Source organism: Bradyrhizobium sp. CCGUVB1N3 (assembly GCF_024199925.1).
GTDB lineage: Bacteria > Pseudomonadota > Alphaproteobacteria > Rhizobiales > Xanthobacteraceae > Bradyrhizobium.
In genome coordinates this window covers 7,756,001-7,768,073 of sequence record NZ_JANADR010000001.1, presented here as the reverse complement: position 1 = coordinate 7,768,073, position 12,073 = coordinate 7,756,001, and the positions used below count along the sequence as shown (strand labels likewise).

At 58.5% G+C, this 12,073-nt stretch carries 14 protein-coding genes and 1 pseudogene; 4 read left to right on the top strand and 11 right to left on the bottom strand.

From position 1 onward, the window contains the following. Nucleotides 1-53: 53 nt before the first annotated feature. The 6 genes from NLM33_RS36870 to NLM33_RS36845 all read right to left on the bottom strand — a co-directional run bounded on the left by NLM33_RS36870 (nucleotide 54) and on the right by NLM33_RS36845 (nucleotide 2,840). Complete coding sequence (locus NLM33_RS36870; protein WP_254103349.1) at nucleotides 54-221, bottom strand: hypothetical protein; 168 nt, start codon at nucleotides 219-221, stop codon at nucleotides 54-56. Nucleotides 222-264: 43 nt separating this feature from the next. Next, the gene (locus NLM33_RS36865) at nucleotides 265-468 is read right to left on the bottom strand and encodes a hypothetical protein (RefSeq protein WP_254103348.1); all 204 of its coding nucleotides are present in this window, start codon (nucleotides 466-468) and stop codon (nucleotides 265-267) included. Nucleotides 469-538: 70 nt separating this feature from the next. Then, a complete protein-coding gene (locus NLM33_RS36860; RefSeq protein ID WP_254103347.1) occupies nucleotides 539-1,555 on the bottom strand; it encodes an IS1595 family transposase in 1,017 nt (338 codons plus the stop codon). A gap of 10 nt (nucleotides 1,556-1,565) precedes the next feature. Then, the gene (locus NLM33_RS36855; protein ID WP_254103346.1) at nucleotides 1,566-1,895 is read right to left on the bottom strand and encodes a hypothetical protein; all 330 of its coding nucleotides are present in this window, start codon (nucleotides 1,893-1,895) and stop codon (nucleotides 1,566-1,568) included. Nucleotides 1,896-2,000: 105 nt separating this feature from the next. Continuing rightward, entirely contained in the window at nucleotides 2,001-2,252 is a 252-nt protein-coding gene (locus NLM33_RS36850; protein ID WP_254103345.1) for a nucleotidyl transferase AbiEii/AbiGii toxin family protein, read from the bottom strand. A gap of 339 nt (nucleotides 2,253-2,591) precedes the next feature. Next, entirely contained in the window at nucleotides 2,592-2,840 is a 249-nt protein-coding gene (locus tag NLM33_RS36845) for a hypothetical protein (protein ID WP_254103344.1), read from the bottom strand. Nucleotides 2,841-3,294: 454 nt separating this feature from the next. Here NLM33_RS36845 and NLM33_RS36840 point away from each other — a divergent pair, with 454 nt between their 5' ends. The 3 genes from NLM33_RS36840 to NLM33_RS36830 are packed head-to-tail and all read left to right on the top strand — an operon-like array spanning nucleotide 3,295 to nucleotide 5,683. Then, complete coding sequence (locus NLM33_RS36840; RefSeq protein WP_254103343.1) at nucleotides 3,295-4,875, top strand: Fic family protein; 1,581 nt, start codon at nucleotides 3,295-3,297, stop codon at nucleotides 4,873-4,875. Nucleotides 4,876-4,913: 38 nt separating this feature from the next. Continuing rightward, a complete protein-coding gene (locus NLM33_RS36835) occupies nucleotides 4,914-5,282 on the top strand; it encodes a hypothetical protein (RefSeq protein ID WP_254103342.1) in 369 nt (122 codons plus the stop codon). A gap of 11 nt (nucleotides 5,283-5,293) precedes the next feature. After that, complete coding sequence (locus NLM33_RS36830) at nucleotides 5,294-5,683, top strand: hypothetical protein (protein WP_254103341.1); 390 nt, start codon at nucleotides 5,294-5,296, stop codon at nucleotides 5,681-5,683. Between the two features lie 347 nt (nucleotides 5,684-6,030). Here NLM33_RS36830 and NLM33_RS36825 read toward each other — a convergent pair whose 3' ends face one another. After that, on the bottom strand, nucleotides 6,031-7,614 hold the full coding sequence (locus NLM33_RS36825) for a Fic family protein (RefSeq protein ID WP_254103340.1): 1,584 nt from the start codon (nucleotides 7,612-7,614) through the stop codon (nucleotides 6,031-6,033). Between the two features lie 292 nt (nucleotides 7,615-7,906). Continuing rightward, the gene (locus NLM33_RS36820) at nucleotides 7,907-8,203 is read right to left on the bottom strand and encodes a hypothetical protein (RefSeq protein ID WP_254103339.1); all 297 of its coding nucleotides are present in this window, start codon (nucleotides 8,201-8,203) and stop codon (nucleotides 7,907-7,909) included. A gap of 156 nt (nucleotides 8,204-8,359) precedes the next feature. Here NLM33_RS36820 and NLM33_RS36815 point away from each other — a divergent pair. Further along, nucleotides 8,360-8,575 (top strand): annotated as a pseudogene (locus NLM33_RS36815) (IS5/IS1182 family transposase); the annotation flags it as partial. 387 nt (nucleotides 8,576-8,962) lie between these two features. Here the strand turns inward: NLM33_RS36815 and NLM33_RS36810 are convergent. Genes NLM33_RS36810 through NLM33_RS36800 form a run of 3 tightly spaced genes read right to left on the bottom strand, consistent with a single transcriptional unit; the run spans nucleotide 8,963 to nucleotide 12,028 of the window. Then, nucleotides 8,963-10,246, bottom strand: coding sequence for an adenosylmethionine--8-amino-7-oxononanoate transaminase (locus tag NLM33_RS36810; RefSeq protein ID WP_254103338.1), 1,284 nt, complete (start codon nucleotides 10,244-10,246; stop codon nucleotides 8,963-8,965). After that, the gene (gene bioD, locus NLM33_RS36805) at nucleotides 10,233-10,877 is read right to left on the bottom strand and encodes a dethiobiotin synthase (protein WP_254103337.1); all 645 of its coding nucleotides are present in this window, start codon (nucleotides 10,875-10,877) and stop codon (nucleotides 10,233-10,235) included. Before bioD ends, NLM33_RS36810 begins: the two co-directional genes overlap by 14 nt. Then, complete coding sequence (locus NLM33_RS36800; RefSeq protein WP_254103336.1) at nucleotides 10,874-12,028, bottom strand: 8-amino-7-oxononanoate synthase; 1,155 nt, start codon at nucleotides 12,026-12,028, stop codon at nucleotides 10,874-10,876. Before NLM33_RS36800 ends, bioD begins: the two co-directional genes overlap by 4 nt. Nucleotides 12,029-12,073: the final 45 nt, after the last annotated feature.

The window sequence follows — 12,073 nt, the reverse complement described above, 5'->3', positions numbered from 1 at the left end:
AGGTCGCAAAAAGAACCGTCCGCGCTTGTTGCCACCATTGGCGGTTGCGGACTCTACTGCCCGTCAGCCCACCCGATGTCACGCAGCGTGAAACCCAACGCATGAAGCGCCAATTCCGCGTCTTCATCGACCGGGTCGCGAAGCCCCTTCGTATGTGCCTCGTTGGTCTTGCCGCGGGCATGCAGTCTCGCGACGACTTGGGCGAGATTGCTCTTGCACATTCTCCGATGTCGTGGATCTTCCGGGAAGACGCGTTCGATCCCGTCACGCGAACGCGACGCGGGCGACTTTACAAGCCCGAGGGCGCGCAGCCGGCGCAGTATAAGGTCCTGCCAGATCCGTCGTTCCAATCCCCTCGCGCTTGATCAGCTTGGCTTGCGTGACGGTCGGTCTGGGCACGACCGGAAGCACGGGGCCATCGAGGCCTTCATAGACAAGGCCGGACTGCTGATCGATTCCTAGGTACATTGCTGTCCCCTCGTCACGATGAGCCTGAGTTTCGAGCTAGTCGGTCGTTCATCCTATGCCTATTCGGTTTTCACCCATCGTTGCGACAGGTAGGGTGACGCCATTCGCCGGAATAAAGCGCTTCGTAAGTCGGCGCGGTCACTTCGCCGGCGACGCCGAGTAGAGATCGGAAGGCGTTGAATGGATAGAATCGCCGATTGAACCGGAAGGTAAACTCATTGAGGTAGGCTTGCAGGTGCTGCGGGCTGACGCCGTGGTGGGTGCCGATCAGCCAAGTCTTCAAGTTGGCGAACACCAGATGAACTATCGGCAGGTGCTCCTCGGCGACTCGCGGATCACTCCGTTCCGCGACCGCATGATGGTCATACCCAAGCTTGGTGAGATCTGCGTACCCGGACCAATTGTCGGTGACGACCTTCGCCCCAGGCGCGACGGCTTGTTCAACAAAGCCGCACAGTGATCCGGCGCTACGGTCCGGAATGACCGCGAGCCGGATCCGCCCGGCGTAGCGTCCGTTCCTGCGTGCGTCGCGTTTGGTCCCCGGTACACGTTGACGGACTTCGGTAGCGGCCGCAACTAGCGTCTTGTGGTGGACGCCGCGGCCTTCGCCGCGCGTGCGTCCGCCAACCCAAGTTTCGTCGACTTCGACATGCTCGTTGGCGCGCCCACCGATGCGGTCATGGGCCGGCCGCACCATACCGGCGCGCAACTTGTGCAGGATCTGGAATGCCGTCTCATAGCGCTTTAATCCAATCTGGCGCTGGAACTGCGCGGCGGACATGCCGGGCGTTTGACTAGAGACAAGATACGCTGCCCAGAACCAAACACTGAGCGGCGTATGCGAGCGCTCCATCACCGTGCCCACAGTTAGCCCTGTATTCTTCCGGCAGTTGCGGCAGCGTAAGACCCCGGGGCGGTTGGTGAAACGGAATGGTGAACCGGAAACTCCGCAATGAGGGCAAACGAACTCATCCTTCCAACGGACCTTTTCGAGGTAGCCAGCGCAAGCCGCGTCGTCGGGGAACAATCGCCGGAACTCCGGCAGAGACTGCGGGAACGGCAGGTCGTCGCGCTGAAAAATATCCATCAAGCTGCGACTATGGCTTCGGATTTTTGGACTCCTGGCAACAAAGCGTCTGCGAGAAAACGGAAATCCTTCCCCAGGATTTCGGGAGACCGCTTATGGCCGTCGTTATCGTGGACTTCATATCGTCGGTAAGGCGCCACGGCTCGTTCAAGTCGTTGAAGTAGGTCAGCGACTTCAACGTGATCATCGGAGGCACACTCGACCCGAAAAGGGCCTCCAACGCGGCTAGTCCGCGCGGCAGGCTCTGCCCGTTTGCAAGCATGACAGCGATATCCTGGTAATTCTTGGCTTCGGCCCGATCATGAATCACTTTGAGCTTATGTGCGAACAAGTCGTACATCGACGCGATCGTCGTCGGTCTTGTCCGGTTTACATACGCAACCGCTCTTCACGCCCCCGAAGAATGACACCTTGATCGGCGCGCCCATATGATTGACGCTGACTGTCAACGTATCCTTCTCGTTTTGCAATACGGAGCGCCTTTGAGCCATGCGATTTCGTTCAGCAGGTTGTACTTTTGTCCGTCGTCGAGATCAGCGTCCGAAAAAAAGTCGAAATCGACGGATTGACGATGTCCGAGGTGAAGCGCAATCGCCGTACCGCCATATAGAACAAAGTATCCAGGCACTTCGGCGAGATGAGGCCATAGGCTGCGTTGAGCAGGGGGTAGAATGTCGAGGCGCGGCGTAAACACCATAAGCAAATTCCAGCGTCAGGAGAACCGGCGACGCGACTTCGGTGGTGTTCCATGCCCGCCCAATCGATAATGCCAAAAAGCGAGCGATCGGTTGGAGACTACGCCAACTGGGGGAGATTTTAGAACTTCCCCAAACATATCAATTCCGACGCATTCGATCAGCGCGGAGGCGTCTTCCCAGGTACCCATCTCCATCACATTAGCAACGAGTCTAGACATTCCGTCGGACGCAACAATATCGGGCGGCGTTCACCACACGTACTTGGCCGCAAGCCGCAGTATTTCCGAACTTCGAACGGTCTCGTTCATTGCGGCATCTCCAGTGGCGTGAAACTAGCACTAGCCGGTATGGGCGTCAACCGGATAGGCTTGCATCGAACCGTCGATCGTCTCGCCGATGCGCGACGTCGTCGCCGACGTTCCCTTCTCGGGCGCGATGCCGACAGAGCGGAAAAACCGCTTCGAGAAGTAGTGATAGAACCCCTTTCCGAACTCGCTGTAGGAATCGTTGATCGCCAGGACCGTTTCGGTCACGTCGATCTCGACGTTGTCCCGATAGGCCAGGCCTAGAGAGCGGGCCTTGTCCATGAGCCAGACGAGTGGCGCTGGGACAGCGGATCGCTCGCGTACTCAGCAGGATCTGGAAAATCGCCGGTTTTGATCCGTTTTCATACCATTTTGAGCCCGTTTGATCCGCCCTGCCGTCTGGGACCCCTTTTTCCGACCGGTGTTGGCGCCAACTGCGGACCAAATTCTATTACTTTTAGGTATTTAGGTAGTGATATTGGCGGGCGACTCGGCTGGATGTTGGCCCCGTTTTGGCGCCCAGATGCTTTGGATAGGTTGGAAATGAGAGTCGGTTTTGAGTCTCACCGTCCTGGAATCCCACCTCGGGTGAGGCTATTGGCCACTACTCCAGAGAGCTATTGTAATTGCACAACATATATTTATTGAGATCGCACGACATATCATTATTGTAATTGCTCAGCATAATACTATTGTAATAATACAACACCAGACTATCGAACCCCGGGAGTTCAAAATGCCCTCCCTCCACGAAAAACTCGCTCAGTCCCTCACCGAACTGAAGAACCTCAGCAATGGTGGCAAGCGACGAATTTTCCAAAGTGAGGAGCTTTCGCGCACTCACCGCGAGCGGCTGCTGGGGGCCGGGTTCCTGAAGGAGATCATCAAGGGATGGGTCCTGATGACGCGCCTGGAGGAAGGGTCGGGCGACAGCACCTCCTGGTATTCGTCCTTCTGGGAGTTCTGCCGGACCTATTGCGACGAGCGCTTCAAGAGCGACTGGGTCCTCTCGGCGGAAAGTTCAATTCCCCTGCTGGCCGCAAATCTTAACATTCCCAAACAGGTGGTCATTGCGGCGCCGTCCGCCAATAACCAGACACAGGCCCTCCTCCACGGCACTTCTCTTTATCTTTACAAAGTGCGCCAACTTCCGGTGACGCCGATCGAGACCGCCGGCGTGCGGACCTTCCCGGCGCCAGAGGCTATCTGCGCTGGTGCGCCCATCTTCTGGCAGACCCAGAAGAACGACCTCATCGCCGTGCTCGGATCACTGAGGAATGTGAGCCCGATCTCGAAGGTTCTCCTTGAGGGCGGACATGCGGCCGTGGCGGGGCGGATTGCCGGGGCGTACCGACTGCTGGGCAATGCTCGAGCCGCCGACGAGATCATCACCACAATGACATCGGCCGGCCACGACGTCAGGGAAGACACCGATCCGTTCAAGGCATCGGTCCCGATGCAACTCCCCATCCGGGCCGCGCCGCCGATTATGACGCGGGTCCGCCTCATGTGGGCGGAAATGCGCGAGAAGGTGCTTGAGAATTTCAAGATCGAGCCGCGCCGCATCAACGATCACGACGGATATCTGACGGCAATCGATGAGCGGTACACCTCGGATGCATATCACTCGCTTTCCATCGAAGGCTATTCGGTCACCGAGGACCTGATCGAGAAGGTCAGGACCGGGAATTGGGATCCTGACGGCAGCGATGGAGACCGTAAGCAAAAGGATGCGATGGCCGCGAAGGGGTACTGGGATGCGTTCCAACTGGTCCGTGCCTCGGTGGTGCGCGTGCTCAACGGCGAGGATGCGGCCGAGATCACCGATCGGGAGCACCTCAACTGGTACCGGGCTCTCTTTCAGCCTTCAGTCCAGGCAGGCATCATCAAGCCCGAAAATCTTGCGGGCTACCGCACTCACTTCGTCTTCATCAGGAACTCCGGACATACGCCGGTCGCATGGGAAGCGGTGCCCGACGCCATGGAGGCCTTTCTGGACTGCCTGAAGGAAGAGAAGGATCCGCGCGTGAGAGCCGTCCTCGGACACTTCATCTACACCTTCATACATCCCCTTCCCGACGGTAACGGTCGAACAGGACGCTTTCTCATGAATGTCATGATGGCATCGGGAGGACTGCCTTGGACCATCATCCCCGTCGACAGACGCGACGAGTATATGAAGGCATTGGAGAGCGCGAGCGTACAAGGCAACATCGCTTCGTTCGCGGCATTCCTGGCAGATTGCTGCCGGCTTGAACCACCTCCTCCGCGACGGAGCCGTCCGGGAGAAGTCCAGGCACCGGCTAAACTCAACTAAGCAAGCGCGCGGGGATGCGCTGGTCTGTGGTTACCGCGATGATCGCCGCGATCATCGCCCTGACCGGCGTCATCGGGATCAGGGAGCGCATCGCGATCATCATCAGGGGCATCGGCATGCTGATCCTCGCCACCAGCAGCGGGACGCTCGTCGACTACCGGAAGAAACCGCAACCCCGCGAGCTTTGTCGCTTCGACGATCGCATGGTCAATACGATCACGCGGAACGAGATGGCAGAGGCCATTGCGGCGGTCCATCAGCGCGGCGCGGAAGCCGTGGCCGAAGGCATGGTTCGCACGATCAGACGGTTTTGGAACTGGCTCGCTGAAGCTGTCCGTCAAGATCAGACGAACGGTGGCAGATGGCGTGATGCTAAAACTGCAAGCTCCTCCCCGAACGCGAGTTGAGATTGGCGAGGATGAATTCGATCCAGAAGACGAGAAAGGTGATGCGCCCCGAGATTGAGGTGGGGCGTGCGCTCGTAATTGCACGTGAAGGATACTTCTCCGAGCGCATCTCCCTGGGAATTCAGCTACTGATTGGTACGTGCCAGCGTCGCCGAGCGGTCACGGGTGCACATCGCGGCAGCGATGATTGCCCGGCGCCAATTTTCTCACCCCATAAAGTTCGTCACGCCTTTGCGACTTATGGAGAACGCGATCTCGGTTTCGGCGAAGAAGAAGCAGACCTCATTTTGGACCATCTTGAAGGGGTCTCTTCGAAAGACGTTACGAGACAATTCTACTCTTCGGACCCACGGGCTCGCCGAAAGTGGGCGGCGGCGACCAGGCGTTCTCATCCTGATTGATTGTCGCGCCATACGAAAGCGGGAAATGATGCATGCTTGGGTCGCTTGGTGCGAACACTGGGCGACCCGTGCCATCGCCGAAGACCCTTTGCTCCTGGATCGCGAATATATGGCGGAGGCAGCCGAGTAGTCTTAGAGACCTGAGCTGGGCGCAGCTCATGCCGAACCAAAATCTTGGGACGACGCTTTCGTGCGCGGCAGGTAGACACGAGGCCACCGCCCGGCGCTAGCCGCCGTTGACCGCCACGCCGCGACTCAAGCACGACATGGCCGGGTTTCAGGCGCGCGTCACGACGTTGATCGAGTTCATCGGGAGCCTGCCACGATGGCGACCCGCCATTGCCTTCTCAGCGGCCCATCGCATTCGGAGAAAGAAAACCCTGTGGGTTATCCTCGGCGTTCCAATAGTCCTTTGTGGCGGGTACTTCGTCGCGCCACTCAATCTCCGTCGCGGCGTCGTAGTTTTCCCATCTGGCGTTCTGTCCTTCTCTCACGAATGCGTTCGTCCTCGCCCAGGCCTCAATGGCGCCGTCCACTGTGGCCTCATGTATGGTTGAGACTACCTCCTGCGCGCGCAAGCACGCGCGCGTGATGGGCCCTGGTTCGCTTCGCTTCGTGAGCGCCCTCATGCCTCCGATGTAGTCGCCGCGAAATACGGTCGGAATGATGACTTGCGCCTGGTTACCTCTCAAAAGTTCTGAAGCGAGGTGCATGCGCGATATGCGTCCGTTGCCGTCATCGAACGGATGCACTTCCGCGATCAGACAATGGAGGAAGACGCCACGTGCGAAAGGTTCGGTGAGCCCCTGCAGGAGATCGTAGCCGTACTTCAGCGTGCCAACGACCAGGTCGGGCTGGACCATTGAGATCCCGCTGACCTTGTTGTTGACTGTCTTGAACCTGCCAGGCTGCTTTTCGGGACGGGCGTCCATCAAGAGCGCGTGATGCGCCCTCAGCATGTTCTCGAACTCCTGATAGTCAGCAGGCACCGCCGTCAGTGCGCGTTCGTCGGTGAGTAGCCGGTACGTTGCGATCACGTCGTGCCCGTCCGCGGGACGGTTGATAGGCGCGACGCCTTCGAAGACGATGCGCTTCGCCTCTACCACCGTAAATTCGGTGCCTTCGATGAAGTTGGAAAAGTAGGCCTCGAGGAACGCGTTCGACTGTCTCACCCCCTGGTCCTGGGATACGGGCCGATCAGGAAAAGATAGCGACTTGAGGTGCGCGAACAGCTCCTGCAGTCGGGCGCAGCAGTTTTTGTCGGCGCCCGCCCGTCTAATTTCCGCAGCCTTGCTCGCGAAGCGCACTTTTTGCGTTCCGAGCAAACCGCCCATCAGGCGGTCGAGCTTCTTGAACTCTTCCTCAGCGCTAAGCTGAGGTGCGAGCTTCCTCGCTTCGTCGCGCATTTTGTTGAAATTGTCCGGCCCGCCCGAGTCAAACAGGGTGACTAGGTAGTCCTCGAATTCGGCATCGCTCAGATTTCGCTGCACTCCGCCCCGTGTCCGCGTGGGTTTGAGGTTCTCAAGTAGAGAACGTGGGCGGGACGGTGAATAGAACTCGGCGGTGATCATTGGACTGTCGCCAGGCAGAGCCGACGGCCCTTCGATTAGTCGAATTTCCATGCCCGGAAGCTCGACTGTCCGGTTGGAGTATGGCCCTGTGAGGAATACGTAAGATTTCCCGCCCTTCTCTGGCTGATATGGTCGCATCTTTGCGCCGGTGCGAGATGTCACCACCGTTTTGGGAAACAGGTGCGGTAAGATGTACCAGATGTTCCGCCCCACGACGGCTTCGAGACCGTCTTTCAGATTTGACGTATAGACGCGCTCGACGATTTGCCTAAGTTCACCGGCCTGGGCGCGCCTGCGGATCTGCCGGCTGCCGGCCTGGTCGTCTTTTGTCGTGATGAGGATCTCGCCGTAGGTCGCCATAGCCGTGTCCGCTGCGGTCGAATAAGGAGGACGACCGTCCATTAAAGTCGGTTAAACGCCCATTTTGGTCCGCATTAGTCGAATTAGAACCCGCTTCCAGCTCTAATATTCGAGTATCCTGCCCATATTCAAGGGGAGAGTCCGTAAAAATCGTTTAAGGTGCCGCTCTTGTCTGCAATGCTCGAATAGACCGACACGGACATATTCGAATAATACGGACAAAAAGTCAATAATATCTGACTTTTACGGACAGTCCACCTGGCAAATCGACTGTGGCGGACGCCGCGTAGGACTAGGCGGTTGGAGCGGCCCGCTTCGGCCCCAGTCTGATCGAAAGCCGTTCAATCAGATGCGGTTTGAATTCAACCTTCGGGACGAACACCGGAACCTCGGGATCGGGCTTGTCTTTGTCGTGTTTGGGATTGGCGCTCCAGTCATCCCGCTGTGGGACGTTCTCCAGCCCGACCACAAACATGTCGAACCCATCTTCCGTCAGTCGGAACCGCAGGAAGTTGTTGTACGCGCCGATCCGCAGCGAACTGAACGCATCGTTACGGTTCATCCTGAACAGCAGGCAGGTGATCAGCATGTTCAGACCAAACAGCGTGCTCCCGATCAGAAAGCAACGAACCGTCCGCCGGCCCAGCAGCTCTCAGTTCTATTGGTGACATGACGACAGTCCTCTCTCCCAACTGCTGGGTCGAGACATAGCCTGAGTCGCAAAATTGGTTGCGTATCAAATCCGCGTCGCCGCGCCGCCGTCGAGCCTGTGATCGGCCATCTCAAGGACGACCACCGGATGCGCCGTAACCATCTCAAGGGCCGCGACGGCGACCGCATCAACGCCGTGCTCGCCGCCACCGGCTACAACTTCAGCCTGCTCCGCCGCTGGCTCGCAGAACATTTACGCGGCCTGTTATGGATACTCTGTCGCCACCCATCGCAGCCACACCTTGCGTAAAAACGGTACTCAGAACGTTCTTCACAAACGACGATTTACAGTCAGCCCCCCTTCGTCACTCGGGAGACCCCTGCAACAGCGTCAGGCAGTGGGCCCGAAATCGTGTCCAACTCCGCTTGACCAGTGAAACGGCGCGTTCATCAGTGGTGAAGATCGCGCCCTGCTGAACCGGCTCAATGCCAGCCGCGATCTCAACTAGCTTCCGGGCGGCGGTTGCCGCGCCCCACGAACAAACGAGAGCTGTCCATAAGTCGGATGCCCCTTTCAATCTTGCGAGCGTGACGAACCTCTACCGGCTCCTTCGTCAAAACCCACCGCGGACTCAGGATCGGGTAAGCGCGATACTCCCCCATCGGTCGGAACAATAAGAAGTTGGCGCTCGAGTGCCTATGCACGCAGAGCGTTCCTTCCAGCCAGCGCATCGGCGGCATCCCAGATGCCCGCATAGATTTCATCAAGATCCGCCGCTGTCGCACAGTACGGCGGCATCACGTAGATCGTATTGCCGAGCGGCCGTAGCAGCAGATTTCGATTCTTGAAGAAGGCGTGAAGCTTCGGACCGATGTCCGCCAGATAGCCCGCATCGTTCGTCTTCAGATCGAGCGCTGTAATGGTGCCGGTTTGACGAACGTTTCCGAAGCGCGCATCGCCCCGGAATGGCTCAATTGCCTGTTCTTGCATCGCGCCGATCGCCGCCACGCGTTGGCGGGTTTCGGGATCTTGCCAAAGATCCAGGTTGGCTCTTGCGGCCGCGCAGGCCACGGGATTTGCGGTATATGAGCTCGAATGAAAGAACGTGCGCGTCCGATCCTTCGAATAGTGGGCATCGAATATATCCGCTCGGCAGAGCGTCACCGCGAGGGGAAGCGCTCCGCCCGTAATTCCCTTGGAATAACAGACGATATCGGGTGTGACATTGGCCTGCTCACACGCGAAGAGTGTTCCAGTGCGGCCCCAACCCGTCATGACCTCGTCGGCAATGAACAGGACCTCCGATGCCTCGCAGATCCGTTTCATCTCTCTGAGCACCCAGGCTGGATACATCAGCATTCCGCCGGCCCCCAATATCAGAGGCTCCACAATAAAGGCTGCCGGAATTTCGTTTCGACATGCAGACTCAAGGGCGTCGAGCGTGTCCTGCTCTCGACCTGTCGCGGGAAACGGGACTGAGGTGACGTCAAACAACAAAGGCTCGTACGCCTCGTTGAACACGCCCCGCGCACCAACTGACATCCCGCCTACCGTGTCGCCATGATAGGAATGTTGCATCACGATAATGCGTATTCGCTGCTTGCCGATATTATGCCAATAGCCGAGTGCCATTTTTAGCGCGACTTCCACGCAGGCTGAGCCGCTGTCGGAAAAGAAGACATGCTCAAGCCCAGGGGGTGCGCACTTCAAGAGTCGTGCCGCAACTTCCTCCGCAGGATCATGGGTATGCCCGGCAAAGATGACCTGGTTGAGCTTGGCCGCCTGTTCCTGAATCGCGCGCACGATATATGGATGACAATGACCATGCGTCACCACCCACCAGGATGAGATTGCATCGATGATACGGCGACCATCGGCGGTATGGAGATAGGCACCATTCCCCCGAACAATTCTCGTCATCTCGTCTTGAAGAGCGTGTTGCGTGAACGGATGCCAGATCGGAGATTTATTCTTTGGCATACAACTTGAAACTATCTGCCCGGAATGAGGTTTTGAATGTGGCCTGCAGCGTGTCCGCGGTGAGGGGCGAGAGCCATGGCAATCGTCCCAGCCAACGCACCCGGCCCATCTCGCGGATGACGGTCTGAGTCTCGGCATTTCTTTCGCCAATGAAGGCCATCCCGAGAATGGGGATCTCACGCTTTCGGAGCGCTTCTATCGACAGCAGTGAGTGATTGATGGTGCCCAGCGCCGTGCTCGCGCAAAGCACGACTGGAAGACGCCATCGCTCGAACACATCAATGAAAAGTGTATCGCCAGTCAGCGGCACCATGAGGCCGCCCGCGCCCTCGATAACCAATGGCTGCCGACCAGTATCTGGCACATCGAGCGAATCTGCCTCGACGCGAACTCCGTCAACCTCGGCCGAATAGTGAGGCGAGGCTGGTGTTCGAAGGCGGTAGCGCTCTGGCAAGATGCGGTCGGCCGACAAGCCGCCGAGCCGCGCGACAGTCTCGGTGTCGGTCTCTCCATCGAGGCCGGCCTGAATCGGCTTCCAATAGTTCGCGCCGAGAAGGTTCGCGAGCCCCGCGGAAAACACCGTCTTTCCGATTCCAGTATCTGTGCCCGTTACCACGATCCGCGGAGTCATCGAAGTTCACCTTTTGTCTCCTCGGCCAAGGCATCGAGCATTGAGCATACGTCGTCTTCGAGGACGTTGAGCGTTAGCGACACTCGCAAACGGGCCGTGCCCGCCGGCACGGTTGGCGGCCGGATGCCGCGGATGTCAAAGCCGCGAGCCTGCAGCGCCGAGGCAAGCCGCATCGCACCTGCGTTATCGCCTACGATGAACGGTACGATCTGCGAGACCGAAGGACTTTTCCAACCGCGCTGTTTCATCTGCCGATGTGTGAATGCGACCAAGTCGATGAGACGCTGCTGACGCTCGGGTTCCTGCTGGAGGATCAGAATCGCCTCTCGTACGGCGACGGCCGTCAATGGCGAGGGGGCGGTGGCGAAGATGAATGGACGGCACCGATTGACCATGAAGTCTCGCAGGACGCCGGACGCAGTAACGAGCGCCCCCGCAGCGCCCAGCGCCTTGCCGCAAGTATGAACGACCAGGAGATTATCTCGCCCCTCGTAAGGCGCGGTCAGCCCCCGCCCCTTCTCGCCGTAAACACCTGTGGCATGGGCCTCATCCACCATAAGGAACGCATCATGCCGGTCGGCGAGCGCAACCAGCTCTTGGAGCGGCGCAAAATCGCCGTCCATGCTGTAGAGACTTTCGGCAACGATCCAGATTCGACCCACTCCGCCATTTGCCCGCCAATCACGAATCGTGTTTTCGACCGAATCTGGGTCGTTATGTGCGCTTATCCGAAAGTCCGCGCGGCCTGCCCGCGCGCCTTCATGAATGCTCGCGTGCACCAGAGAATCGAGAACGAGCAGATCGCCCCTCTGCGGCACAGTTGTCAGGACCGCAAAATTTGCGACATAGCCGCCGCCAAAGAAGAGCGCTGTCTCGGCCCCAAAGAACCTGGCAGCTTCAGCTTCCAGGCTTTCGTGCTCCTCGCAATTGCCGCGCAGGAGCCGCGACCCGCCGGCTCCGATCGGTGTGCCGGCCTCGATCGCCGCCAACACAGCCTTCTTCATGCGCGGCGCGCTCGCGAGCGCCAGATAGTCGTTCGACGTGAAATCGATTCCTGCACGCGGATTGAGGCTACGCAACCGGTGATCTTCTTTCAGGACGTTCAACGCCGAGATATATCGGACAGCTTTTCCCGCGTGGATTGAATTCATTTTGCACTCTGAGGGCATTGAAATCGCGCAAAGTTCTCACCATGC

Excerpts from the sequence above, each read along its gene's own strand:
- NLM33_RS36850 (WP_254103345.1), bottom strand. The coding sequence starts at position 2,252 with ATGGTGTTTACGCCGCGCCTCGACATTCTACCCCCTGCTCAACGCAGC.
- NLM33_RS36825 (WP_254103340.1), bottom strand. The coding sequence starts at position 7,614 with ATGGCGACCTACGGCGAGATCCTCATCACGACAAAAGACGACCAGGCC.
- NLM33_RS36800 (WP_254103336.1), bottom strand. The coding sequence starts at position 12,028 with ATGAATTCAATCCACGCGGGAAAAGCTGTCCGATATATCTCGGCGTTG.
- NLM33_RS36810 (WP_254103338.1), bottom strand. The coding sequence starts at position 10,246 with ATGCCAAAGAATAAATCTCCGATCTGGCATCCGTTCACGCAACACGCT.
- NLM33_RS36845 (WP_254103344.1), bottom strand. The coding sequence starts at position 2,840 with ATGGACAAGGCCCGCTCTCTAGGCCTGGCCTATCGGGACAACGTCGAG.
- NLM33_RS36870 (WP_254103349.1), bottom strand. The coding sequence starts at position 221 with ATGTGCAAGAGCAATCTCGCCCAAGTCGTCGCGAGACTGCATGCCCGC.
- NLM33_RS36840 (WP_254103343.1), top strand. The coding sequence starts at position 3,295 with ATGCCCTCCCTCCACGAAAAACTCGCTCAGTCCCTCACCGAACTGAAG.
- NLM33_RS36865 (WP_254103348.1), bottom strand. The coding sequence starts at position 468 with ATGTACCTAGGAATCGATCAGCAGTCCGGCCTTGTCTATGAAGGCCTC.
- NLM33_RS36855 (WP_254103346.1), bottom strand. The coding sequence starts at position 1,895 with ATGTACGACTTGTTCGCACATAAGCTCAAAGTGATTCATGATCGGGCC.
- NLM33_RS36860 (WP_254103347.1), bottom strand. The coding sequence starts at position 1,555 with ATGGATATTTTTCAGCGCGACGACCTGCCGTTCCCGCAGTCTCTGCCG.
- NLM33_RS36820 (WP_254103339.1), bottom strand. The coding sequence starts at position 8,203 with ATGCTGATCACCTGCCTGCTGTTCAGGATGAACCGTAACGATGCGTTC.
- bioD (WP_254103337.1), bottom strand. The coding sequence starts at position 10,877 with ATGACTCCGCGGATCGTGGTAACGGGCACAGATACTGGAATCGGAAAG.
- NLM33_RS36835 (WP_254103342.1), top strand. The coding sequence starts at position 4,914 with ATGATCGCCGCGATCATCGCCCTGACCGGCGTCATCGGGATCAGGGAG.
- NLM33_RS36830 (WP_254103341.1), top strand. The coding sequence starts at position 5,294 with ATGAATTCGATCCAGAAGACGAGAAAGGTGATGCGCCCCGAGATTGAG.